We start from the raw sequence: 24746 nt of genomic DNA on the forward strand, positions 1-24746 counted from the left end.
GACTAGAGAAGGAAGAAGCCAGAAACCGGGTTTCTTGCATTGCCTCATTTTTCCACTGCAACCTCACAGAAACCCGGTTTCTGATCCCGGCGTGGTATGAGCATTGTTGGCGATTATGGGAACGGATGCCCCAAAACTTCAGCAGCGGTTAAATTGAATTCTGGAAAGTTGGGAGATGGGAGGCGGTCATTTTGGCTAAATGTTCCGACTTCTTGATAAAAACTATTCTGCAATTCTAGAATCAAAATTCTTTGGGTTTGAGGATCAACAATCCAGTATTCAGGAATGCCACAATCCTGATATTGCTGTCTTTTGGCAATATAATCGCGATGGCGTTGAATGTCTCCGGGACTGACAATTTCAACCACCAATAAAGGGGGGAGCATATCGAGACGGAGGGTATTGCGGCGGGTGAGTTGTTGAATGTGTTCTTCGCGAATAATGGTCAAATCAGGATAGCGGTTTCTGGGTTCGCCGCGTACTTCTAATTCGAGTCCCTGGCCTCGGACGCGATCTGTACCCAGAAGGGAGGCAAAGATAAAGAGGAGGCGGGTTGCAATTTGGACATTGAAGCCAGATTCTGGTGGCATTGCAATCAGTTCTCCATTGAACAGTTCATGAAGTTGCTCAGAATCATGCTCATATTCTAGGTATTCTTCAAAGGTATCAAACCGAGGTTTGGTGATTAACATAGGGAAGATTTTACCTGGTGGAAGATTGGCGATCGCTACTCATTAATTCACCGATAGTATAACCCGATTTTCCCTAGCCCACCAGAAACCGGGTTGTTTATTCCTTCTCGTTTTTGGCGGACATTTTGACAAAAACCCGGTTTCTTAAAAAAATAAAAAAAGGCGCTTCGCGCCAGGAAGAGGGAAAGAGGGAAAGAGGGTAGAGGGCTAAGGAGTTCTGGGGGCGACGACACGAAAACCGATGTCGAGGTTCCCGTCGTCGCGGGGGTAGGAGTCGCGATAGGCAGAACGGCAGTGCTTCGGGTTGGGGTACCAAGCACCACCCCGCAGCAGCTTGCTTGACGTTGATTTATTGTTCAACAACCTTTTTAACCAGTCTTTATTGTTTTGAGAATAATTGCCACTATCTATCCATGCTCTCCCATCTTTTGGTGCTCCCTGATAACTCCCATGCCAATCATCTAAGCACCACTCCCACACATTTCCATGCATCTCATGGAGTCCCCACGGGTTGGGCGCGTTTAAACTCCCCACCGGGATCGTTTTCTTTCGATATTCCCCTTTTTTGCCCTGGCCATAGGTGTAGTTACCGTCATAGTTGGCGACTTGGGGGGAGAGGGTGGGGCCGAAGTGGAAGGGGGTGGTTGTTCCCGCTCGACAGGCGTATTCCCATTCTGCTTCACTGGGCAGGCGGTACAGTTTCCCTGTGGCTTCGCTTAACCGTAGACAAAATTCGATACTGTCTTTCCAACTTACCTGTTCTACGGGGTTGTTTTTGCCTTTGAAATAAGCGGGATCGGCACTGAGGGATCGCACCACTTGGGGCAGTTGGGCGACGATTTGCCATTGGGCTTGGGTGATGGCGGTGCGACTCATGGCAAATTCCGGCACAATTACTCTATGCGAGGGGCCTTCATCATCTGATCGCCCTGCTTCATTGTGTGGTGATCCCATCATAAATTCCCCCTCCGGAATCCTCACCATCTCTAGGTTTAATCCCTTAGTGTTTTCCAGATAGCCTTGATTTTGTCCCTTTTGTCGTTGAGCAATCCCCCCACGTTCATTCAGCGTGATGATCTCGTAGTGGTAGGTTTGAACGTTTTGTGATGATTGTTTCTGAACAGGTTGGAGATCGGCTAAAACCTCCGCTGTGGATTGATACCGTTTTTTTGAAGCCCCTTCAACCAATCGATCTAAAATTTTCCCTAGCTCATTACTGACCCGATTGCCATTTAGATAATCTCGCCAAACCCATTCCCCATCATGAACGGCATATAAATCAAAGGGACTCACCTGCGTCAGTAAATGTAAACAAGTCACCCCCAAACTATAGAGATCACTATTAAATCGTGCCTTTCCCATCCCTTGCTCTGGCGCACAATATTCCGCTGAACCAATTTGAGTGCCGGTAACAGTCCGCTGTACCTGCTGCAACACCTTCGCCGCCCCAAAATCCACTAGGACTAATTTTTGATCAGCCTGACGACGAATAATGTTATCCGGTTTAATATCCCGGTGAATCACATTTTTACTATGAACAAACTCCAGAATATTCAGCAAGTCTGTCAATAATGCCCGAATCTGTTGCTCTGAAAATACCCCATGATCTGCCAGTTCTTTCGTGAGCGTGATCCCATTGATAAACTCCTGAACTAAATAAGACTGATCATGTTCGACAAAATGGGCGAATAACTCCGGAATTTGGGGATGTTGCCCCAAAATTTCTAACTGTTGCGCCTCTTGGTCAAATAGTTCTAACGCCTTCGTGAACGTTGCCGGATCTTGGGGTGAAAACTGCTTAATCACACAAAACGGCTTCGAGGGCTTATCCTCATCCACCGCCAAAAACGTCCGCCCAAACCCCCCCTGACCAATCACCGCCTTCGCCCAATACCGCCCCCGCAACAGCAACGGCTTACCGCATTTCTGGCAAAACTGGTGGCCGTCCGGGTTCGGCTGACGACAGGCAGGATTCAAACAGTGGCGCATGACGGGACAGAGAACACGATAGGCTCATTTTAAACCGAACGGATGGACTTCACACAGAAGATACTCTTACTCGCTGTCTCGATTACGATCGCGCCCCAATTCCACATCTTCATAAATCAACCCTAAATCACAGCGCAACTCTAAACTACTGAACTCTAATTGACACTGTTCTAAATCCTCGTCACTGTCAGGATATGAGGTTAATTCCCACTTGCCCGCTGCGTTTTTGGTGTAGCGATCGCATCGGATTTGAGTGGCATCGATTAAGACATATTCTTCCAGGCTGGAAATTTGGCGGTAAAACTGAAACTTTTGCCCATAATCAAAGGTTCCGGTACTCGGAGAAAGCACCTCAATAATCAGCCGAGGGTGATAGATTGCGTCGATCGCGGTGCGATCGCGCTGATCACAACTCACCACCACATCCGGATAAAAATACGGCCCCTGCTCAGAAACTCGGACTTTCACATCTGAAACGTTAACGCGGCAACCTTTACCCCGCAGGTGCGACCGCAAGACGCTATATACATTCAACGCAATATCATTATGGGGCAACGTCGATCCGGCCATGGCGTAAACCTCCCCATCAATATACTCATGCTTAATCAGTTGCTCGGTTTCCCACGCCAAATACTCCGCCACCGTCATTCGAGGCGATTGAATCTGTGCAATCATGATCAGTCTCCATGAACGACAAAAAATGAGCCTCTCCCCATCCTAGCGTTTGGCATGGGGATGGGCAGTTAAGAGCCGTAGACTTGGAAATATTGTTCGAGGACGGAGGCGATCGCTTTCGAGCGGCGCAACTGATCGCCATAGACACATTCCCATTCCGTCACCGGCCGCCGTTCCCGCGCACAGATGCCCAACAGCCCAGAGGCGCGATTCTGTCCCCCTCGAAGATCTAGGGCATTGTTGCCATTGAGATAAAACGACGCGGTTCGGGCCCAGGCCATGGCTTCTACGCCTTGTAAGCCCCCTTGATAAGCCATGATTAACGCTTGGGGGAAAACTCGCGAATGAACTGGGCTGGCTTGGTTATACAGATCGGCGGTATTAATGACGGCTTCGATATCTTCATCAGGATTAATGCCCGCATTGTAGAGATCTTGAAGATTGGTAGGGAGACGATCTACAGCCCGTTGACTACACATCTGCTCTGCTGTGGCGATGTTTCCACCGCTGCGGCCTTGGTCGCTACAGGGGCCGTAATTGGTGACGCGCTCGCCCCAGGAGAGGTTGCCGGGGTCGGTGTGTCCGAAATAGAGGGGGGTTTGTTCGACGTAGAGTTTATTGGCTTCGACAAAGACGCGATAGTTCCCCTCCGCTTTGCCGATCGCTAACATCCCCAAGGAAATTGGTTTTTCAAACAAACGGGAATGGCGCACAATGCTTTGACTGAGGTTGAAGCGTTGCTCTGGTTGGGGGGTGGGGGCGATGGTTTCGTAGTCTCGGTTGGCGGGGGGTGGTGGAGTGGGGGAGGTGGCGGCGGCGGTTAAGGGGAGGTCGGGGATGGCGGCGTAGTTTTCGTAGGTGGGGGGCGGGGCGAGGCGACTGTTGGGGATGGGGGGGAGGTTGGGGCGATGGGTGGCGTTGCGATCGCTGCCATTGCGATCGCTCGCCGGACGATATTGACCGCTGGCGATCGCATCGGACGGTAGCAGATATTCCGGGTCAAAGGGGACAACCTGGGCTTGGGGCGATCGCGCTCCGTTCCCCGCTTGGGGTTGAGTCTGGAGTTCGGTGCGGAGAAAGAACCCGACCGAGGCAGAGCCGATCAGGCCAAACAGTGCCATGCGTGCGAGCCAAGCCCAGTATGATGACATAAGGTTTTTTGGAGTGAGCATTACCAAGCGCTTATTCTAACGTAGCGAGACCCGTTGACACTGTTTCTACGGTCATCTCTGCAAATCCGTCTTGTTTTTGCCGTCAAGCCGAGGGTTCAACGCAAATTCTGATGAATGATTTTCCCCGCTATTTTATTGATGCGGCCACGGCCGTACCGGATGACGATGTTGAGGTGATAATTGTGCCCGTGCCCTACGAAGCCACCACCACCTATCGCAAGGGCTGCCAAGAGGGGCCGATCGCGCTCCTCGCTGCGTCGGACCAGTTGGAACATTACGATGTGGAGTTACAACAAGAACCCTGTTTCGCCGTGGGGATTGGGATTCATGATGCGATCGCAGACAGTCGCCACCAGCCCGACCTGCTCCCCGAAACCATGGTGCAGCAGGTGGAAGCCGCCTTAACTCCCCTCCTCCAAGCGGGCAAATTTGTGATCACCCTCGGCGGTGAACATGGGATCACCGCTGGCGTAGTCGCTGCCTATCAGCAGGTATTCACGGAACCTTTCACCGTCGTGCAAATCGATGCCCACGGAGATTTGCGCCACAGTTACCAGGGGTCGATCTATAACCATGCCTGTGTGATGCGGCGGATTGTGGATCGGGGGATTCCCCTTGTGCCGGTGGCGATTCGGAGCATTTGCAAAGAAGAGGCGGATCTGATCGCATCGCAGCAGATTCCGGTGCAGTGGGATCATCACATCACCGAAAATTCCCAATGGATCGAAGATGCGATCGCTGCCATCCCCACCGATCGCGTCTTCCTCACCATTGACTTCGACGGCCTCGACCCCGCGATCATGCCCGGTGTGGGAACCCCCCAACCCGGCGGCCTCAATTGGGCCCAAACCACCCGATTTCTTCGCACCCTTTTCACCCAACGGCAGGTAATCGGCTGCGATGTGATGGAATTGGCCCCTCTCCGGGATTCTGTGGTTTCAGAGTTTATTGCGGCGAAGTTGGTCTATAAATTGATTGGCTACTATGCCCTCAGTCGGGGTCGGTTGGGTTGAGGCGATCGCACCCCCAGCGCGACGCGGCGCGAAAACCTGCTATGGTAATTGAGGCAAATCAATCCAACGCAAGTTGCAGGCAACCGATGGCATACCAGAGAGTCTTACTCAAACTGAGTGGGGAAGCTTTGATGGGGGATTTGGGATACGGCATCGATCCCGCTGTTGTTGCTGGCATTGCGCAAGAAATTTCGGATGTCATTAAAAGTGGGGTCCAAGTGGCGATTGTGGTGGGGGGCGGCAATATCTTTCGCGGTGTGAAAGCGTCTGCCGCTGGGATGGATCGGGCAACAGCAGACTATGTGGGGATGCTGGCAACGGTGATGAATGCGATCGCCCTCCAAGATGCCCTCGAACGGATTGACATTGCGACCCGTGTGCAAACTGCGATCGCCATGCAAGAGGTGGCTGAACCCTACATCCGGCGGCGGGCCATTCGCCACCTCGAACGGGGTTTGGTGGTCATCTTTGGGGCGGGTTCAGGCAATCCCTTTTTCACCACCGACACCACTGCGGCCCTTCGAGCTGCCGAAATTGATGCGGATGTCATCTTCAAAGCCACCAAAGTCGATGGTGTTTATGATGCTGATCCCAAAACGAATCCGAACGCACGCCGCTATACCAGCCTCACCTATAACCATGTGCTGAGTCATGATTTACGGGTGATGGATGGGACAGCGATCGCCCTTTGTAAAGAAAATAATATTCCCATTGTTGTTTTTGATCTCTCGGTGAACGGGAACATTGTGCGCTCCGTTCAGGGAGAACCAATTGGAACCATCGTAGGAGGTAACTATGAAGTTAGCTGACACTGAACAACTGATGCAAAAAGCGATTGAAGCAACCCAGCGGAACTTCAACACGATTCGCACCGGCAGAGCCAGCACCAGCTTGCTCGACCGGATTAGCGTCGAATACTACGGGGCAGAGACCCCCCTCAAACAAATCGCCAACATTAGCACCCCCGAAGCCACCACTATTTTGATCCAACCCTACGATCGCAGCAGCATGGGCGCGATCGAGAAGGCGATTCAAATGTCTGACCTTGGCTTGAACCCCAACAACGACGGGGCGGTAATTCGGCTCAATATTCCACCCTTAACGAGCGATCGCCGTCAAGAATTGGTCAAACAGGTGAAAAACCTCGCCGAAGACGGCAAAGTCTCGATCCGCAACATCCGCCGGGATGCGATCGACAGCATCCGCAAACAGGAAAAAAGCAGCGACATTTCCGAAGATGAATCCCGCAGCTTACAGGATGACGTGCAAAAATTAACCGACAAATACACCGGGAAAATCGAAGACCTGCTCGCCGTCAAAGAAAAAGACATCACCACCATCTAAGCGTGGCCGTCGGCTCATCGCCATCCATCCGTAGGGGCTTAGTGACTAAGCCCCTACAGGAGTAATTCAGGCTAGAATGGCTGTGATTTATGCTCTGCTGATTCTCCCTACCCTAAAAAGACCGCCGTGCAACCCCAACGCTTTCCTGAGTGCAACCACCCCATTGTCAAAGCACTGTTTCGCTACAGTGACCAAGACTTACTCACTCTGTTTCAGCGTCACCCCGAACAGGGACGCTATTTCGTTGCGTTGTTTTGCCGCTACAATCCCATCGTCTACACCCTGATTTCCCACTCAGCGCGATCGCCCGTCCAAGGTGACTATCTGTTTGCCCTCACCTGGCGGCATATCTTCTACGAAATGCGCGGCCTAGAATTGCGCGGCGCGGCCGCCGTTGAAGCCACCTCCTATCAAAACTGGTTAATCAACGTCACCGCCCTTTGCATCAACCAAGCCAATCTTCCTCCCGTCGAATCGATCACCTACGACCTCAACAGCACCTCACCCCCCCTGTGGTGCTACCTTGAACAGGGCCTCGACCTGCTCCCCCCCGTGATTCGGCTGATCCTCCTCATGGCCCGCACCTTCCAATGGAGTCCCACCCGGATCGCCGCCTACCTCCAAGCCGAAGGCGATATGCTCTCCCCCGCCCAAGTCCAAGACTATCTCCAAGAAAGCTATCGGATGCTGACCGTGAATCTCCCCGACGACATTCGCACCATTTACCTCGGCGAAGACCCTGCCGCCGCCAATGGCGAAGATCCCGCCTCGTTAGCGACCAGTGATTCTCGTTAGGGCGATCGCACCGTCTTCCCTCCCACCATTCCCCCATGAGCGTAGGCCCCATTGCCCTACACTTAAACTATTGGTTTCCTGAGTCCTCCGTCTTCACGTCCCCAGCACCGATGATTTTCCCCGAACTGTCTGACTTTAAAGCTCTGGCCAAGCAGGGCAATTTTATTCCGGTTTATCGTGAGTGGGTGGCGGATCTCGAAACCCCGGTTTCAGCCTGGTATAAGATTTGCGCGGGCCAGCCCTACAGCTTCTTGCTGGAATCCGTCGAAGGCGGGGAAAATATTGGCCGCTATAGTTTTTTAGGCTGCGATCCGGTGTGGGTGCTGACGACGCGGGGCAACCATACCCGCCAAACCCATCGTGATGGTCAGGTGCAGCATTATGACGGCAATCCCTTTGATAGCCTTGCCCACTGTCTCGCGCCCTATGATCCGGTGACTTTGCCGGAATTACCGCCGGGGATTGGCGGCCTGTTCGGGTTTTGGGGCTATGAGTTGATCCATTGGATTGAGCCACGAGTGCCGGTGCATCGGGCGAAACCCGATGATCTGCCCGATGGAATTTGGATGCAGGTGGATAATTTAATTATTTTTGATCAGGTGAAGCGGAAGATTTGGGCGATCGCCTATGCCGACCTGCGCGATCCGGAGGTGGATGTGGAGGCGGCCTATCAGGCGGCCTGCGATCGCGTCACCAAACTCGTTTTAAAACTCCAACTGCCCCTCCCCATCGAAGCCCGCACCATCGAACTCGCCACCGACAACGCGCCCCCCATCGCCTACACCAGCAACACCAGCCCCGCAGCCTACTGCGCCAACGTCGAAACCGCCAAACAACACATCCATGCCGGGGACATTTTCCAAGTCGTCCTCTCCCAACGGTTGCAAACCACCTACAGCGGCAACCCCTTCGACCTCTATCGCTCCCTGCGGTTGGTGAACCCCTCCCCCTACATGGCCTATTTCAACTTTGACCAATGGCAGATCATCGGCTCTAGCCCAGAAGTGATGGTCAAAGCGGAAAAACTCCCCACGGGCGAAACCCAAGCGATCGTCCGTCCCATCGCCGGAACACGTCGCCGGGGCAAAACCCACGCCGAAGACCTCGCCTTAGAAAAAGACCTCCTCGCCGACCCCAAAGAAGTGGCCGAACACGTCATGCTCGTGGATTTGGGGCGCAATGATTTGGGTCGCGTCTGCAAGTGGGGTACGGTGAGTGTTGATGAGTTGATGGTGATTGAACGCTATTCCCATGTGATGCACATTGTCAGTAATGTGATCGGCAAGTTACGCGAGGATCAAACCGCCTGGGATTTACTGAAAGCCACCTTTCCCGCCGGGACGGTGAGCGGTGCGCCGAAAATTCGCGCCATGGAAATCATCCACGAACTGGAACCGGAACGGCGCGGGCCCTATTCCGGGGTCTACGGCTATTACGATTTTGAGGGGCAATTGAATAGTGCGATCGCCATTCGGACCATGGTCGTCCGTCCCCAAGGCAACGATCAACATCAAGTCTCGGTACAGGCGGGCGCAGGTCTCGTGGCGGACTCCATCCCCGAATCCGAATACGAAGAAACCCTCAACAAAGCCCGCGGCCTCCTCGAAGCGATCCGCTGTCTACAGTAATCGCGCCGCTCGTGGTGAGAAAGGGCGATCGCTGGATTTCGGGCCTTGAATCGTTTTGGGCCCAAGGGCTGGGCTGCGATCGCTCTCAAAGCGTCTCTGGATCAACACCCAATTCCCGCAACTTGGCCCGTAACGCCGCTTGTTTTGCCTCGGCTTGATCTGCCCGTAGCCGCTCTTGTTGCTCCCGTGCTTCTGCCTGCTCGGCCCGTTGTCGTTCTTGTTCTGCCCGCTGCCGTTCCTGCTCTCGCGGCAACAAAACCAACTGCTCATTGGGGAAGTAAAACCGCAGCCAATGGGTCGTCTCTTGCAACACTGAACCGTACCAAGTTCCCAACCACAACCCTAAAGCTTCACACCAAAGCCACCCCGTTTCATTGGGTTGTAAGGCCACAAATACATTGCCACGCCGCTCCCAACCCAGCAGCGAGGTTGCGTTAAATGGGTCAAAGACAAAATAATGGCTGGTACTAAATCGCTGCTCGTAAATCTCTTTTTTAGTGGTGAGGTCAACTGCTGCGGTGGAGGGTGACATTAACTCCACAATCACATCGGGATACTTACCGTCTTCTGCCCAGACGACCCAGCCTTGACGCTCTTTTTGCCCGTCTACATTGAGCGCCACAAAAAAATCAGGGCCGCGAAAATCACGATTCTTAATCTGTTCCAAACTGTAATACACAAACATATTGCCACTCGCATAAAAATCTTCACGGGGGGCGAGGGCAGCATAAACAGAATCGATGAGCAGGTTCATCGCGAGACGGTGACGATTACTTTCCAAGGGGACTCCATCATCAAAAACGAGGTCAGTGGGGGGGAGTGAAGGAACCCAACTATCGGATGTGTTGGTTTGAGGCGTAGATGGAATCGGCGGAGTCATGGGGTTCACTCCAGTTGATTTGTTCTGCTCGATTATAACGTGACGGTTTGGGGGCGATCGGCAAAATCACACCCACTTAGAGGGCCTAGCCGTAGTCCGATGGGGGGGATCTGCGGTGGGGGAATAGGTGGGCTGGCGGTAGTTGCGGCGGTAGAGGTTGGCAAAGAGGAGCAGTGAAATCCCTGACCGATCAAGAGGTGCGATCGCTCTCCTCCCTCACAGATCGGTCAAAAATATCCTACAGTAAACAGCAGAGATGAAGACTCCGCATAATCTAGAAACAATCACGATGCTTGAATCCCTTAGCATTAAAAATTTCCGTTGCTTTGAAAATCTCGACGTTCAAGGCTTCAAACGAGTCAACCTCATCGGCGGCAAAAACAACGCCGGAAAAACCGCCCTCCTCGAAGCCCTCCTCCTCTACTTTTACCCAACCCCTCAATCCATTATCGAACTCAAAAAGCTTAGAAAGGAAGCGATATATTCTAAAAAAAACATCCTCAAATCAGTGTGGGATACATTTTTTTATAACCGTAATGCTACCCAAGATATTGAAATCCAAGGAGTTGGGTGGCAAAACAAAAAAAGAAATGTCAATATCTCTAATGCTCTCTATATTCAGCAAAGTCTTTTTCGGGATTCTGAGTATGAAATAGAAAATCAACTATTTCAAGATTACACAGAATCAGTTCTAAAAATAAGATTAAAGGTAGACGGTGCAGAAGATATAAATTCTAGTATCAATGCAAATTCAAAAAAAATATTTTCGCCTACTGCTTCTGATAGATTGCAACCCAAAATCAATACTTCTTTTGGAGTAAGCAATCGAGTTATTGCACAACACTATGATTTGATTAGATTTCATGACCGAAGCAATGATGTTTTAAAGATACTGCAAATTCTCGATCCATCCATCGAAAATGCCGAAACATTTTCTATGGACGAGCCAACACTATATCTGACTCGCAAAAATCAGCAAAGACTACCTATCTCTTTGTTTGGTGATGCTGTTAATCGTGTCGTTTCTATTACTCTTGAATTGCTAGATAGACAGCATAATGTTTTGCTGATTGATGAGATTGAGAATGGGATTCATTACAGTAGCCAGCAAGAGTTTTGGAATGCTTTGTTTAATTTGGCCAATGAACTAGATACGATGATTTTTGCGACGACCCATAGTTTAGAGATGATTAAAGCCTTTGCGCGGGCTGGCCATGATCATCCGGGGGATGGGGCTTATTTTGAACTCGCACGGAGTCCAAGAGATAATCAAATTGTCGCGATTAATCGAGATATTGAAACCCTAGACTATGCCCTAGAACGTGGCAAGCCCATTCGAGGGGAGTAGCTCTTGAGCAATGACTAATATTCTTATCGTTGAAAGTAAAAACGATCAATATTTTCTACAATATCTCATCGAATACCTCAATTATAAAATTGATGTCGAAGCTCCGATCTGTATTGGTGATGATGACTATGAATGCTTGAATGGTTTGAACGAACAAAAACTAATTCAAACCTTGAAAGACTTGGCCGCGAGTCTGCAAAAGCGAGACATTCAAAAAATTGGAATCATCATCGATCAAGATAATTATTCAGAACAAGAGCGGATTGAATTTGTTAATCGCTGTTTAGAGGCTGTGTTTACCCCATCGCAACGCCTCACTCAATCCTGTGAACTGGTTGAAATGGGAATTAATGAAAAAATCACCTTTGAGTTAGGCTGCTATTTTACCAATGTCAATCAACACGGTGAATTAGAAACGCTCCTCAAGACAATCAAAGCCCAATCGTCGCCCCATGCCGATTGTTTAGAGTTTTGGCGGGATTGTGTGGGGCAATCCGGGCAAGCGATCGCAGACAAAGAGTTTGATAAGTTTTGGTGGTCTATTTATTTGCGATACGATACTTGCTCTAAGCAAGATCGTAAGCAAGCAGAGCGGAAATGTTCGATGAAACATTTCGAGACTGTTTTAAAGAAAAAAGGATCGCGTATCTTGAACTTAGAGCATCCGATTTTAGCTAATCTCAAGTCTTTTTTGAGTCTCTTTGATGGGTAGATGATGAGGCAGCGCGATCGCTAAGACTCAGCAGCATCAGAGGATTCATCTGGGTAGGGCTGTGTGGGTTTTGGGGAATAGGTGGGCTGGCGGTAGTTGCGGCGGTAGAGGAGTTCGAGTTGGCCGCCTGCGGTTTGGATCAGGGAAAATTGCCGTCGGGCCAGGCCACGAAAAAGGTTGGCGAAGAGGAGAGTGAGAATGGCGAGGGTGAGTCCGGCAGCGGTGGAGATCAGGGCTTCGGCAATGCCCCGCGTCACTCCTGCGGTTTGGAGCATCGTTTGAGCGCCGAGGTTGAGATTCACAAAGGTGCGCATCAGTCCCAGGATTGTCCCCAACAGTCCGAGGAGGGGGGAGACGGTGATGATGGTTTCAAAGACGGTGTTAAAGCGTTTGAGCAGGGGCATTTCGGCTTGGGCGGCGGTTTCGAGGGCGAGGCAAAATTCTTCGGGGGTGGGCTGGGGGAGGATCAGGGCGTTGAGGAAGATGCGGGCAATGGGAAGGGTGGGTTTGCCTTTGAGATAGGCGATCGCCCCTTGGGGATCTTCGCGATAGGCCCCCAAAACGGTCAACATAAACCGCCGCTGCTGCTGATGAATGCGCCACCAAAACCAGAGGCGCTCGCCAATCAACACCACAGCCACCATCGACAGCAGCAACAGGGGCAAAATCGTAATGCCACCAATGGTCACGATAGTATTAAACGTAGTCGCTAACATCCTGAATTGCCTGAGCGTTGTCCCAATGGTACAGAGTTTTCTCGCGCAAAAACAAACATTTTTCCCTGCGTGGGCCCCGCGTTGCCGACTCAGTCAGGTGATTCTTAACCGTCTCGCCAAACTGGACTAAATTCGCTACAGTGAGCGATCGCACCCCCTTTTTTGTCCCATGCCTGTTCCTGTTCAACTCATCGTCGGCCTCGGCAATCCGGGCCCCAAATACGATCGCACCCGCCACAACATCGGGTTTGACTGTGTGGATCAACTGGCCCAGCGGTGGGCGATGCCCTGGCAGGAGAACCGCCGATTTAAGGGCTATTGCGCCACCGGACGCGGCCCCACTGGTGAGAAAATGTATCTCCTCAAACCCACCACCTACATGAACCGTTCCGGGGAATCGATCCGGGCGGCGTTGGATTGGTACAAGCTCCCACCGGAATCGGTGCTGACGGTCTATGACGATATGGATTTACCCGTGGGACGATTGCGGCTGCGCTTGTCGGGGTCGGCGGGGGGACATAATGGGATGAAGTCCGCGATCGCCCATCTCGGAACCCAAGACTTTCCTCGGCTCCGGTTGGGGATTGGCGGCTCTGGCCCCGAAAAAGAGACGATTTCCCATGTTTTGGGTCGCTTCACCCCCCAAGAAACCCCGATTATTAAAGAAGTGCTCAATTTAGCCACCGATGCGGTGACCGTTGGGTTAAAACAGGGATTAGAAAAGGCGATGAGTCTCTATAACCCGCGCCAAGCTGAGCTTTAGACCGCAAGGCTCGCGGGGCAAAAGGGAACAAAGGGGCGCGATCGCTGATCTATAGCACTAAATCCCTCACCCTAGTTCACCCTATTCGAGTTGACCTATGCGTTATTCTGCCGCTGCTGTCCTTCTTTCGGGTTTGATGGCGATCGCCGCCGCTCCCGCCCATGCCGATGACACCCTGCCCCGCTTTGACCCCAACGCCGAAGCTGTCGAAATCCCCGTCCCCCCACCGGCCACCTCAGAACCCATCGTTTTAGAAGCACCCGCCGCCCGTCCCGCCCTCAGCCCCGAACTGCGTAGCGCGTTAGTGACGATTTTTAGTAGTGGCCTAGAGCAAGCCCTCAGCGGTGAAGCGGTCGAAGTGCCACCCGGTGTCACAGGGATGGTGACAGAATCGGTGGTCAATGAATTTGAGCGCATCGCCACCAACGACAGTGCGCCCAACGGTGTCGCCGCCTTTGCCCGTGCCCTGCGTGCCGCCACCCAAGGCGCACCCACCGAGCAAGTGACGCAGGAGATCAAAGCGGCCTTTCAAGCGATTCTTGATAGTATCTAGGGCGACACTGGATCTGAATCGGGCTAAAACGCCAATCGGCTTGAAAAAATGGCGATCGCATTGTTCTGCTGAAGTGATTGCGGCTGAGGGTGCGATCGCCTCTCTAAAATCCACCACTGATACCAACCTCCCGTTGCTAAACGGGAGTTGGTATCAGTGAGCCAGAGGCTCACACTCTTAGAATTCTCTGTAGCGCGAGCTTCTAGCTCGTTGCTTTGATCAAAGGAGGAGCAAACGAAGGCTAGGTCAACATTAGAACGTTTTGTATAAGCAGTGACCAAAATGCCAGGAAAGCTTAGAATTAACTGGCAACTCGTGGCAGGTACTGATAGAATGCTTTGTGACTTTTTAACCCCACCCACGACATCCTATGGTTGACAACACCGGAGATATCGAAAGACTCCTAGAGACAAAAAAATGTCAAGGTGGCGACCTCAGCCACGCAAATCTGAGCAACTTTGACCTCAGCGGTGCAGACTTAAGCGGTGCAAGCCTCTATTGCACCAACCTCAGCGGAGCAAACCTCAGTGGTGCCAACCTCAGCGGTGCAGATCTTAGCTACGCGAACTTCGTTAAAACGGATCTCACCCGTGCCAATATTCGGGGCGCGGATGCCAAAGGAATTAACCTCTTCGATGCTAACCTGAACGGAACCAACCTCAGTGGGACAGATTTAACCTTTGCCATGTTGGTGAATGCCACCCTCAGCGAAGCGAATCTGCGGGCGGTCAAGCTCGTTGGTGCGAACTTAATCGGGGCTAAACTCAACAGTGCTAATCTCAGCAGTGCCGATTTAGGCGGGGCCAACTTAAGCACGGCTAATCTCGTCGCGGCGAAGCTCTTAAGCACTGACCTCAGCGAGGCGAAGCTGGTACGAGCGGATCTGAGCGATGCTAATTTGGTGGGTGCAAACTTGACCGATGCCAACCTCTCCAACGCCAATCTGCTCAATACCAATATGTCGAGTGCCTTGCTGATTGGGGCGTATTTGATTGGGGCGAACTTAATCGGGACACAATTAGAAAATACCAAATTAGATGGCACGATTGGATTAACCACGGAAGGGCAATTAGTGGTGAGCTAGGTTTGTTGATTACTTGTGCGATCGCTCCTCACCCGACAGCATCACAGACAATTAAACTCACAGACAAGCAAGGAGAGGTGTTGACCTCTCCTTACTTGTGCTTGGAAATTCAATGCTGTTTCAATGCGGGGGCTACTTTTTTTTGCGATCGCGCTTCTTGCGCTGACTATGGGCCGCATCCACCGGAAAGCCAGCGATCGGAATCACCTGATATTGCCGTTCCTGCTCCAGGTGCTTCAGCTCCGTATAGTCCACCCAATGAATACAATTCACCGGACAAGTATCCATCGCCTCCGTCACCAGTGCCTCCGGATCACCATCCTGGCGGATGGCCCGCGCCCGGCCATAATCCGGCTCAATATAAAACGTATTGGGCGCAGTATGGGCACAATGCTTACAGCCAATACAGGTGATCTCATCCACATAGACCCCCTTTTGGCGCACATCCCCCCCCAACTCCGGCTCAAAACCGCTGCGCTCCGGGGCATCCCGGAAAATGCCCCCCAGTTCCGGTTCTAAACCTGTTTGGTCTGGATATGCGTCAAATTCGGTCATTCCTTAGCTCCAGCGTTGAACCACAAGACGGATCGAACCATCTTGATTTTTATTCTCTTCCGTAATTTGGAAGCCTTGCTTTTGGGTCTCGGTTAACACCGTGTGATAGGCGTAACGCTGCGTCACCCGCTGCACAAAGCCATCCACCGACAAGGGTTGCTGCCAATATTGCAGATCCGCCACCATCTCATAGGCTTGCCCATTCCAGCTAAAGCCGATGTCGTAGTGATTGTCTTGCTCAACCACAACATCAGCGGTATGGGTTTGGCCTTGGTAACCACGCACGGCACTCGGCCCATCTTTCCAATCAATCCCCATGTCACTGAGGGCAGATTTCAAAGACGTTAAGTTCCGGATTTGAGTTTTGACAGTGCTGAAATGGGACATAGTGGGCTAAACCTAAATCAAAAAGTGGATAAAGTACAAAAACATTAAGCAGACCAGCTATCCCAATCGAGTTGCTGATTTTGAGCGGTTTGGGACTGCTGTTCCGGCTGCGCGTAATAGTCAGACGTTGGCTCAGTGGCCACCACCCGACCCAATTGAGCTTCGATCGCAGCGGTGACCTCTTGGCATGAACGGCCAATGATGCCGGTGACCGTTTCTTGGACACGGCCATCAGGATAGATGATGAATTCTAATGTTTCCATGCTCATGGCTCGGACGATCCTCTTAGTAGAACTACATCACTCACCGCTAGGAAAGTAATCCTGCTTCCTTTAGGATCTAACTCACTTAGCATCAGAAGGTGGGTTTATAGTTTTCAAATCTTAACAAAATTTAGGATTAGGGGGTGTCCCTACTCTGAATTGTTAGCCAGTTTCCAAATTCCGTCAAGGTTCAGACCGCGATCGCTAATCACGCGCTAATCACGCGCTAATCACGACCCAGAAATTCGAGGTAACTTTTGCTGAGATCCTTCACCGCCGCCTCATAGAGCCGTTGGCCATGCTCCGGTGTCGCTAGGGCTGGGTTTGATCCCATCCGGCCATCGGGGTAATTGCGGCGAAATTCTGCCGCGCCGTAGATGGGATGGCCAGAATTGACCGTGGGACTGAGGGGGGCGGTTTTGATCGCCTCCGGATAAACATATTGAGTGAGGGCGACTTCGCTGGGGGTGGCGTGGGAGCCTTCTTGATCGCCGTAGAGTTCTTTGGCGAGGGTGTAAACGGAACGACTCATGAACCAATTGCCCACGGTGCAGCGCAAAGGATCGCCTTCGGTGAGAGGGTCAAGGGCATCGTAGGTTTCAGCGAAGGCGGCTTTGAGGGTGGCGATGTTGCCGCCGTGGCCGTTGAGGAAGAAAAAGCGGCGGAATCCGGCTTTGGCGAGGGCGGTGAGGGAATCCCGAATCACTAAAATTAGGGTGCTGGGTCGCAGGCTCATGGAGCCGGGAAAGGCGGTATGGTGCAGGGCCATGCCCACGTTAATCGTTGGGCCGACGAGGGCGTGGGTGGCTGCACCGACTCCTTTGGCGATCGCTTCAGCGCAGATCGCATCCGTGCCGATTAAGCCCGTGGGGCCGTGCTGTTCCGTGGAGCCGATGGGGATGATGATGCCCTTGGAGGTGTTGAGATAGGTTTCAACTTCGGGCCAGGTGCTGAGATGAAGAAGCATGAAGCAAACTCAGAAAAGATAGGGGGATTTAAATTCAGGCGTTACGTTTTGTTAGCTTTAGCGTAACAAATAGACACCTTGTCCGAGGCTTGGGCTGGTGGGGGTGAGGTTTGCCGGGGTGATGAGATGTCAGGATTTTCGGGGGCGATCGCCCGCTTACCTCCACCAGCAACACCGTGATCCCACAGTACAATGGCAGTACAGTGGCGTTATTTTCACCCCACCATTCACCCACCATTCAAGCTACGGCTATGATTCTAGGCTTCGACCCCGGACGGGATAAATGCGGTATTGCCCTCACTGATGACAGGGGGCGTTTAGTCTCCCATCAGGTGGTCACCTCGGAGGGCGTGGAATTAATCCTGCGCCAACTCCAAACCGACTATGAGATTACAACGCTCGTCATCGGCAATCAAACCACCTCCAAACTGTGGACAGCCAAACTCCGCCTCTGGTTTGCCGATTCCGTCACCCTTGCCCCCGTGGATGAACGCAACAGCACTCTCGAAGCCCGCGATCGCTACTGGCAAATGTTCCCCCCCAAAGGTCTCGCCCGCCTCATCCCCCAAGGCCTCCGCACCCCCCCGCGCCCCGTGGATGACATTGTCGCCATCCTCCTGATCGAACGTTATCTAAGCACCCTATGTCCCACCCCTCACTAACGAGCAATATCAAGCTCTCCCCGGATGTCCTGATTCAAGAACTCGCCGGAGAATCCGTCCTCCTCAACCTCAAAAGCGAAGAATATTTTGGCTTAGACGATATCGGAACCCGGATGATCGCCGTCCTCGACCAAGCCGAGTCGATCCAAGCCGCCCACGATATTTTGCTCACGGAATACAACGTCGAATCCGCACAACTCACCCATGATCTGCTCCAATTCGTCCTTCAACTGACCCAAAACGGTCTCGTTATTGTGAATGACTAAGGGGCAAGGATGATCACGCCATGGCTGGGGGGATAGCTCTGGTATTCTGGCTAAATTGTGATTCTGGTGCGAGCCATGGGCACGTTGCTTGTTAAAAATATTCATACCCTGGTGACGATGGACGGCGATCGCCGCGAAATTCGTAACGGGGCGATGTTCCTGCGCGATCATGTCATTGACCAGGTGGGAACGACGGCAGAGCTACCGGATGTGGCGGATCGTGTGTTGGATCTGGGCGATCGCCACATTGTCTTACCCGGTTTCGTCAATACTCATCACCACTTTTACCAAACCCTCACACGGGTGATTCCTGCCGCCCAGAATTGTTCGCTGTTTCATTGGCTCGAAGCTCTCTATGGGGTGTGGGGAAATTTAACCCCGCAGGCGATCGCCACCAGTGCCCAACTCGCCGCCGCCGAATTGATCCTCTCCGGCTGCACCACCGCCAGCGACCATCTTTACGTTTTTCCCAACGGGTCGCGCCTCGATGACGAAATCGAAGCGATCGAAGCCACAGGGCTGCGGTTCCACGCTAGCCGGGGCAGTATGAGCATCGGCAAAAGTAAGGGGGGCTTGCCACCGGATGAGTTTGTGGAAGCATCGGAGGCGGCGATTTTAGCTGATAGTCAGCGGTTGATCGAAACCTACCACGACAACCGCCGCCATGCCATGCTGCGGATCACCCTTGCGCCTTGTTCGCCCTTTTCAGTGTCGCCGGACTTGTTGCGGGAGTCGGCGGCGTTGGCGCGATCGCATCCCGGTGTCCGCCTCCATACCCACCTCGCCGAAAATCACGCCGATGTCACCTATAGCCGCGAAATGTTCAAGATGACACCGGGGGAATTTGCCGCGTCGGTGGGGTGGCTCGGTGATGATGTGTGGCACGCCCATTGTGTGAAGCTCGATGATGATGCGATCGCCGAATTTGGGCGCACCGGTACGGGGGTCGCCCATTGTCCCTGTAGTAATATGCGCCTGGCCAGCGGCATGGCTCCGATCCGGAAAATGCTCGCCCACAATGTCCCGGTGGGCTTAGGGGTGGATGGCTCGGCTTCCAATGATGGCTCAAATCTGCTCAACGAGGCGCGACAAGCGATGCTAATGGCGCGGCTCCGGGAAGAAAATGCCGCAGCGATGACAGCGCGGCAGGCCTTGGAGTTGGCCACCATTGGCGGGGCAAGGGTTTTGGGTCGGGATGATATCGGTGCGATCGCACCCGGCATGGCCGCAGATTTTATCAGTTTTAACCTCGATCAATTGGCCCTCGCTGGAGCGCACCATGATCCCGTTGCTGGGGTGGTGTTCTGTCAAGTGAACCAAGTGGATCACAGTTTCATCCACGGCCGCCACGTCGTCGAAAATGGCCAGTTTTTACCGCTGGAATTACCCCACCTGATTGAACGCCATAACCAAGTGGCGCGATCGCTCGTCGATGGCGCATAGGTGCAATGGGATTAGCGATCGCGCAGTCGCTCCGTTGACCCCCCAGTCGTCGCGGCTAAATTTAGGGGGCTGATCCGTGCATTAGTTACTGCAACTTATTATTATTAGTGAATTAATTTAATACGCTGCGATCGTCAGCACCACCCTCAAAACCCGATCCGGACAATGGCAATGGTCTTGGGGATGCCCTGTGAATTCATTGATTTCACAGGGTTTAAGTAAACTTGTTCACTCCGATGCTGGCGGTGCGATCGCCGCCCTTAATAAAACTTAACTTGAATTTATTGAGAATAATTCTAAACTAGCAATGGCGAGCTAATTGAGAGTAGTTCGCATTAAACAACCAAAACCATCTCGATAATGACGCAATGCAAACCTACGACAACCCAAACGTAAACTATGGCTGGTGGGCAGGAAATGCCCGCTTCGCTGACCAGTCCGGGCTGTTTATTGCCGCCCACATGGGGCAAGCCGCCCTGACCACCTTCTGGGCGGGAGCCTTCACCCTATTTGAACTGTCTTTTTTTGATCCCACCCTGCCGATGGGAGAGCAAAACGTGATTTTGCTGCCCCACTTGGCAACCTTGGGCTGGGGTTTAGGAGAAGGCGGTATAGTAACCGACCCTTATCCCTATTTTGTGATTGGGGCACTGCACCTGATTTCCTCCGCTGTTCTTGCGGCGGGGGCCCTGTTTCATGTGCTCAAAGCCCCCCCGGATTTAACCACCGCTGAAGGCCGAGCCAAAACATTTAACTTTAGTTGGGATAACCCCGCCCAACTGGGAATGATTTTGGGGCATCACCTTCTTTTCCTCGGTGCAGGGGCGCTGCTGCTCGTCGGCAAAGCGATGTCCTGGGGCGGTCTATACGATGCCACAACACAAACGGTGCGCCTCGTGACCCAACCCACCCTTGATCCCTTGGTGATCTATGGTTACCAAACCCACTTTGCAACGGTTAACAGTTTAGAAGACCTCGTCGGCGGGCATATTTTCGTCGGTGTGATGCTCATCGGTGGCGGAATTTGGCATATTCTCGTGCCACCGATGGGCTGGGCCAAAAAGGTACTCACCTTTTCGGGTGAAGCCATTTTATCCTATTCCCTGGGCGGTATTGCGCTCGCGGGGTTCGTCGCAGCCTATTTCTGTGCGGTGAACACCTTAGCCTATCCCCCTGAATTTTACGGAGCACCGTTGGAATTGAAGTTAGGCATCGCGCCCTATTTTGCCGACACCGTGGATTTGGGCTTTAATCATCACACCTCACGCTGGTGGTTAGCGAATACCCATTTCTTCTTAGCATTTTTCTTCTTGCAGGGTCATTTGTGGCATGCTTTGCGAGCGTTAGGATTCGATTTTCGTCGAGTTGAACAAGCCCTAAGTTCTACAGAGCTATAAAAATATCAGCCACTCAACCGGCAATACTTTGACCATTTCTCCTCCCTGGGGTGTGCCTAAAGAATGCGGCTTAGGATCACACCCCTTTTATTCCCTTGATTAACGTTATACCCATCACAATTGAATTGAAACCATGGCAAAAATTGGCTTATTCTACGGCACTCAAACTGGTAACACCGAAGAAATTGCAACCCAAATTCACACGCTCCTAGGGGGTGATGCGGTGGCTCGTCTCCATGATGTGGCGGACTGTGAAGCATCAGATTTACTGGATTATAATTGTTTGATCATCGGTTGTCCCACCTGGAATACTGGCGAATTACAAAGTGATTGGGATGGCTTGTATGGTGAGCTAGATGATCTAGATTTCAGTCATAAACAGGTGGCCTATTTTGGTCTAGGGGATCAAGTAGGCTATGGGGATAATTTCCTCGATGCGATCGGTATTCTTGAAGCAAAGATTGCGAAATTAGGCGGCCAAACGGTGGGTCAATGGCCCGCAGCAGGCTATGAATTTGATGCTTCAATGGCACTACGAGGTTCACAATTGGTCGGTCTGGGCATTGATGAAGACAACCAAAGTGATTTAACGGAAGAACGGCTACAGTCTTGGGTGAATCAACTCAAGCGTCAATGGTCAGTGTAATTCATGATTTAAAAAGTGCGATCGCACCTCTCTAAACCTGGGTAACAACTTAATATAATTCCTCACACCGATCCTTCACCTTCCGTCCCTCTCTAATGCTAGATGAGGGACTTTATTTCAGTTGATTGTAATGTGGGTGCATCTCAGTTATGCAATCCCTCACCCAACCCTCTCCCTCATGAGATGGCTTTGTCCTGTTGTCCTGTGTTCAGCCCCTTGTTATTGTTGAGTCGGGTTCGCATTTCAATCTGCACAGTCAAATTGCAGATTAAAACTCAAATTGACTTTGAATTGAGAGGATAAACACATCATCATTACTCTCGTTTTGATTGAGGGCGGGGAGCCAAATTAAACCGGGAATGATCCGAATTCGGTCATTGAGTTGATAACGGTAGGCGGCTTCGATGTGCCAGACATTATCGGTGTCGAAGAGGGGGACGCGAGAACCCGCCACTTCGAGGCCGCGCAGGGTGGGTTCACTGCCGACTAGCAGCATTCCCATGTTGCCGGGTTTGCCCAGGTCGGGGAAGGAAAGGGCGATCGCATAGTTCCAAATGTCCCCATCTCCCACCTCAATCAGCCGCGCTTTCGTCAGTCCCACCCACCCCGATAGGGCGAAAAAGTCGCTGGGCTGTACCATGGCCTCGATGCCGTAGGAATTACTCACCACAGGCGTATTGAGGGTGGTGTCAGAGAAGGAGCGGCCCGCATTAGCATTGAGGGCGAGGGGGATTAGGTTGGCGGCGAATGATCCCGTAGCCGTGCCGCTGCCACCGAAACGGAATTCATTGGCGGCATTGTAGGCGTGAACCCAGGAGAGGCCGAGTTTGGCGCGATCGCCCCCCAGCACCACCTGACCCAGAACCGAATAATTCCCATCCACAAAGCCCCGATCCGGTGTCCCCGCCTGATTAGCGAGATAGCCCAAATCCACCTGCACCCCATCACTAAGGCGAACATTCAACCCCACCCCGGAACCATCGCCCCCGATGCCGTAGATCGGATTCCGTTGCCCAAACCGCGAGATGGCAATACTGCCCCTGTCTTCATCATCAAGATAAGGGTTTACCGTGTCGGCGTAGCGATAGTGCGACCCCCCGGCCGCGAAAATGCTCAACTCGGCTTGTTTTCCGAGGGGAAAACTATAACTGAGCAGATCGATATGAACGCTGCTGCTGTTGCGATTGACGAGGCTGCTATCCATCGCCAGGCGGCCATCGTTACTGAAGAGGAGATTAGCGGGATTGTCGCCGCCGGTTGTGCCGCTGTCGGCGAGGACGGGGGCGTTGTTGCTGCCGACGAGCCGGGTGCGGAGGCGATCGCGCCCCGTAAAACTGGTGAGCAATTCGATCCGGGCGCGGTACTGCATGATCGCTTCTTTTTCGATTGCGGCAGTGCTGCGGGTAATATTGCGCACCGCATCACCGCCGAATTCGTCATTAAACGCAAAGGTGACATCGCCGCTTAACTTCGTCGTGGTGGAAAACTGACTCGCTTCGAGTTCCTGCACCCGCGCTTCCATGCCATCGACGCGACCCCGCACGATCGCCAACTCCCTATTAAACTCACGAATCAATTGATCCAAAACCGCCATGTCTTCTGCTAGCACCGCATCGGCTGTGGTGGCGGCTAACTGCCGTTCGATCTGCTGCAGGCAGGCATTGAGAGCGGCGGCAAATTCGTACCGGGACAGAGCGCGTTGGGCTTGCCCTTGCGGAGCAATATCGCCCCGAAAACTGCCATCTGGATACCCCGCCAAGCAGTCATAATTGCGCACCAGTTGATTCAAGGCACTGTAGGCCCAGCTATCCGGAAAAACATCTTGAAACTTTGAGACAGCGGGGGTTTGGGCTTGGGCAAGGTGCGGATTCAGCAGCATCGACCCACTCAGCAGGGCAACAGCAACGGCTTTGAGCATCATGGTTGGGGCAGGGTATGTCAGGTTTAATCTGATTAAACCTCAAATTACTACCCGGCCCGGAAAAATCCCTAGAGTGAGAGGGTAAGACCTGTCTATCCCCACCCTACTGATACAGCCCCGGACTCCACTCCGGCATGATCCGGGTATGAACCCCATTCGATCGCAGCGTGGTTTGATTTTGCGCCGCCATAACCCCAGGCAGATTCGGTGTCGTTTGAAGATTCAATGCATCCGCCGCGTTGAGTTCTGGAATGTTTGTCGGTAACGTGCCCGCAGTCGAGGCGTTACTAGGTTGAACCAGAGTAAACCCATCCGGAACCCCAGATGTTAGGGAGATAATCCCCGCTGTTTCCGCAGGGAGCGTCACGGTGTTATTGCTGCTAATCCGTACATTCCCTTGGCCACCAAAAAGCCAAAGATCTAAGCTTCCTGTATAGGTATAGGGTTGTCCAGACGCACTCCAGCCGGAAATATCAACACCATTAACGAAGATCCAAACCTCTATATTGCCGTTAGAGTTACTGATATACAGCTTATCCGTAGAATTACCAACCCGATCAATCACTAACGGGTCACCATTCCGTCGACTCACATGGTCTTGATCAATCCCTTGGTTCGGATCAAACGTCCATTTCGAGGCGGTGCCGATAACCGCTGCCTGTTGCCCTCTCGAAACAACAGTGGCTGATTGAAATCCCGGCAGCGTCACAATCCCCCGGCTGTTCGTCAGGGTGACTTCAGTGGTATTGAAGCCACGCACATCCTGATAAGTCAGTGCATTGACCTGTGCCGTCGCAGGATTCGCAATCCAGAAAGAACTCAGCCCGCCGATCGCAGCGGCCAATAAAGTTACACGTTTTTTAAGTTGCATGGGT

At 52.4% G+C, this 24746-nt stretch carries 27 protein-coding genes; 15 read left to right on the forward strand and 12 right to left on the reverse strand.

Annotated features, from left to right (window positions below):
• Nucleotides 1-113 precede the first annotated feature (113 nt).
• The 4 genes from SPI6313_RS10970 to SPI6313_RS10985 form a co-directional block, all read right to left on the reverse strand.
• Entirely contained in the window at nt 114-692 is a 579-nt protein-coding gene (locus tag SPI6313_RS10970) for a Uma2 family endonuclease (protein WP_072621033.1), read from the reverse strand.
• A 207-nt stretch (nt 693-899) separates the two neighbouring features.
• A complete protein-coding gene (locus tag SPI6313_RS10975) occupies nt 900-2681 on the reverse strand; it encodes a bifunctional serine/threonine-protein kinase/formylglycine-generating enzyme family protein (RefSeq protein WP_072621034.1) in 1782 nt (593 codons plus the stop codon).
• 66 nt (nt 2682-2747) lie between these two features.
• Complete coding sequence (locus SPI6313_RS10980) at nt 2748-3356, reverse strand: Uma2 family endonuclease (RefSeq protein WP_072621035.1); 609 nt, start codon at nt 3354-3356, stop codon at nt 2748-2750.
• 68 nt (nt 3357-3424) lie between these two features.
• A complete protein-coding gene (locus SPI6313_RS10985) occupies nt 3425-4507 on the reverse strand; it encodes a hypothetical protein (protein ID WP_139276614.1) in 1083 nt (360 codons plus the stop codon).
• 131 nt (nt 4508-4638) lie between these two features.
• Here SPI6313_RS10985 and speB point away from each other — a divergent pair, with 131 nt between their 5' ends.
• From speB to trpE, 5 genes are all read left to right on the forward strand, one after another.
• The gene (speB, locus tag SPI6313_RS10990; protein WP_072621037.1) at nt 4639-5541 is read left to right on the forward strand and encodes an agmatinase; all 903 of its coding nucleotides are present in this window, start codon (nt 4639-4641) and stop codon (nt 5539-5541) included.
• An 86-nt stretch (nt 5542-5627) separates the two neighbouring features.
• On the forward strand, nt 5628-6350 hold the full coding sequence (gene pyrH, locus SPI6313_RS10995; RefSeq protein WP_217650572.1) for a UMP kinase: 723 nt from the start codon (nt 5628-5630) through the stop codon (nt 6348-6350).
• The gene (frr, locus tag SPI6313_RS11000; RefSeq protein ID WP_072621039.1) at nt 6337-6885 is read left to right on the forward strand and encodes a ribosome recycling factor; all 549 of its coding nucleotides are present in this window, start codon (nt 6337-6339) and stop codon (nt 6883-6885) included. Before pyrH ends, frr begins: the two co-directional genes overlap by 14 nt.
• 126 nt (nt 6886-7011) lie before the next feature.
• Complete coding sequence (locus SPI6313_RS11005) at nt 7012-7680, forward strand: hypothetical protein (RefSeq protein WP_072621040.1); 669 nt, start codon at nt 7012-7014, stop codon at nt 7678-7680.
• 110 nt (nt 7681-7790) lie between these two features.
• Nucleotides 7791-9308 (forward strand): anthranilate synthase component I, encoded by a 1518-nt coding sequence (trpE, locus tag SPI6313_RS11010; RefSeq protein ID WP_072621041.1) that lies wholly within the window; start codon nt 7791-7793, stop codon nt 9306-9308.
• 85 nt (nt 9309-9393) lie between these two features.
• Here the strand turns inward: trpE and SPI6313_RS11015 are convergent, their stop codons facing one another.
• Nucleotides 9394-10188, reverse strand: coding sequence for a Uma2 family endonuclease (locus SPI6313_RS11015; protein WP_072621042.1), 795 nt, complete (start codon nt 10186-10188; stop codon nt 9394-9396).
• 256 nt (nt 10189-10444) lie between these two features.
• On the opposite strand from SPI6313_RS11015, the gene SPI6313_RS11020 reads away from it, so the two are divergent.
• Nucleotides 10445-11536: an AAA family ATPase gene (locus SPI6313_RS11020; protein WP_217650573.1), complete on the forward strand. Its 1092-nt coding sequence runs from the start codon at nt 10445-10447 to the stop codon at nt 11534-11536.
• Nucleotides 11537-11546: 10 nt separating this feature from the next.
• Complete coding sequence (locus SPI6313_RS11025; protein ID WP_072621043.1) at nt 11547-12248, forward strand: DUF3226 domain-containing protein; 702 nt, start codon at nt 11547-11549, stop codon at nt 12246-12248.
• Nucleotides 12249-12268: 20 nt separating this feature from the next.
• On the opposite strand, the gene SPI6313_RS11030 is transcribed toward SPI6313_RS11025, so the two are convergent.
• Nucleotides 12269-12964 (reverse strand): MotA/TolQ/ExbB proton channel family protein, encoded by a 696-nt coding sequence (locus SPI6313_RS11030; protein WP_072621044.1) that lies wholly within the window; start codon nt 12962-12964, stop codon nt 12269-12271.
• 169 nt (nt 12965-13133) lie between these two features.
• Between SPI6313_RS11030 and pth the strand changes: the two genes are divergently transcribed.
• From pth to SPI6313_RS11045, 3 genes are all read left to right on the forward strand, one after another.
• Nucleotides 13134-13727 carry an aminoacyl-tRNA hydrolase gene (pth, locus tag SPI6313_RS11035; protein WP_072621045.1) on the forward strand — a complete coding sequence of 198 codons (594 nt, stop codon included), beginning with the start codon at nt 13134-13136 and terminating at the stop codon, nt 13725-13727.
• A 97-nt stretch (nt 13728-13824) separates the two neighbouring features.
• Nucleotides 13825-14280: a hypothetical protein gene (locus SPI6313_RS11040; protein WP_072621046.1), complete on the forward strand. Its 456-nt coding sequence runs from the start codon at nt 13825-13827 to the stop codon at nt 14278-14280.
• A gap of 370 nt (nt 14281-14650) precedes the next feature.
• Nucleotides 14651-15364, forward strand: coding sequence for a pentapeptide repeat-containing protein (locus tag SPI6313_RS11045; RefSeq protein WP_072621047.1), 714 nt, complete (start codon nt 14651-14653; stop codon nt 15362-15364).
• 132 nt (nt 15365-15496) lie between these two features.
• Here SPI6313_RS11045 and SPI6313_RS11050 read toward each other — a convergent pair whose 3' ends face one another.
• The 4 genes from SPI6313_RS11050 to SPI6313_RS11065 form a co-directional block, all read right to left on the reverse strand.
• Nucleotides 15497-15919, reverse strand: a complete 423-nt coding sequence (locus tag SPI6313_RS11050; RefSeq protein ID WP_072621048.1) for a ferredoxin — start codon at nt 15917-15919, stop codon at nt 15497-15499.
• Nucleotides 15920-15922: 3 nt separating this feature from the next.
• The gene (locus SPI6313_RS11055; RefSeq protein ID WP_072621049.1) at nt 15923-16306 is read right to left on the reverse strand and encodes a DUF1257 domain-containing protein; all 384 of its coding nucleotides are present in this window, start codon (nt 16304-16306) and stop codon (nt 15923-15925) included.
• Nucleotides 16307-16350: 44 nt separating this feature from the next.
• Nucleotides 16351-16575, reverse strand: a complete 225-nt coding sequence (locus tag SPI6313_RS11060; protein WP_072621050.1) for a DUF2997 domain-containing protein — start codon at nt 16573-16575, stop codon at nt 16351-16353.
• Nucleotides 16576-16795: 220 nt separating this feature from the next.
• Entirely contained in the window at nt 16796-17536 is a 741-nt protein-coding gene (locus SPI6313_RS11065; protein ID WP_072621051.1) for a creatininase family protein, read from the reverse strand.
• A gap of 251 nt (nt 17537-17787) precedes the next feature.
• Here SPI6313_RS11065 and SPI6313_RS11070 point away from each other — a divergent pair, with 251 nt between their 5' ends.
• The 5 genes from SPI6313_RS11070 (at nt 17788) to fldA (ending at nt 21950) form a co-directional block, all read left to right on the forward strand.
• A complete protein-coding gene (locus SPI6313_RS11070; protein WP_072621052.1) occupies nt 17788-18198 on the forward strand; it encodes a RuvC family protein in 411 nt (136 codons plus the stop codon).
• On the forward strand, nt 18180-18464 hold the full coding sequence (locus SPI6313_RS11075; protein WP_072621053.1) for a PqqD family protein: 285 nt from the start codon (nt 18180-18182) through the stop codon (nt 18462-18464). The genes SPI6313_RS11070 and SPI6313_RS11075 overlap by 19 nt, the downstream gene beginning before the upstream one ends.
• Nucleotides 18465-18539: 75 nt before the next feature.
• Nucleotides 18540-19907, forward strand: a complete 1368-nt coding sequence (locus SPI6313_RS11080) for an 8-oxoguanine deaminase (RefSeq protein ID WP_072621054.1) — start codon at nt 18540-18542, stop codon at nt 19905-19907.
• A 368-nt stretch (nt 19908-20275) separates the two neighbouring features.
• A complete protein-coding gene (locus SPI6313_RS11085) occupies nt 20276-21304 on the forward strand; it encodes a chlorophyll a/b binding light-harvesting protein (RefSeq protein WP_072621055.1) in 1029 nt (342 codons plus the stop codon).
• A 133-nt stretch (nt 21305-21437) separates the two neighbouring features.
• A complete protein-coding gene (gene fldA, locus SPI6313_RS11090; protein ID WP_072621056.1) occupies nt 21438-21950 on the forward strand; it encodes a flavodoxin FldA in 513 nt (170 codons plus the stop codon).
• Between the two features lie 268 nt (nt 21951-22218).
• On the opposite strand, the gene SPI6313_RS11095 is transcribed toward fldA, so the two are convergent.
• Together SPI6313_RS11095 and SPI6313_RS11100 are read right to left on the reverse strand one after the other, a co-directional pair.
• Nucleotides 22219-23871: an iron uptake porin gene (locus tag SPI6313_RS11095; RefSeq protein WP_072621057.1), complete on the reverse strand. Its 1653-nt coding sequence runs from the start codon at nt 23869-23871 to the stop codon at nt 22219-22221.
• A 103-nt stretch (nt 23872-23974) separates the two neighbouring features.
• Nucleotides 23975-24742 carry a hypothetical protein gene (locus SPI6313_RS11100; protein ID WP_072621058.1) on the reverse strand — a complete coding sequence of 256 codons (768 nt, stop codon included), beginning with the start codon at nt 24740-24742 and terminating at the stop codon, nt 23975-23977.
• Between the last annotated feature and the right edge of the window lie 4 nt (nt 24743-24746).

It is taken from the genome of Spirulina major PCC 6313, assembly GCF_001890765.1.
GTDB classification, from domain to species: domain Bacteria; phylum Cyanobacteriota; class Cyanobacteriia; order Cyanobacteriales; family Spirulinaceae; genus Spirulina; species Spirulina major.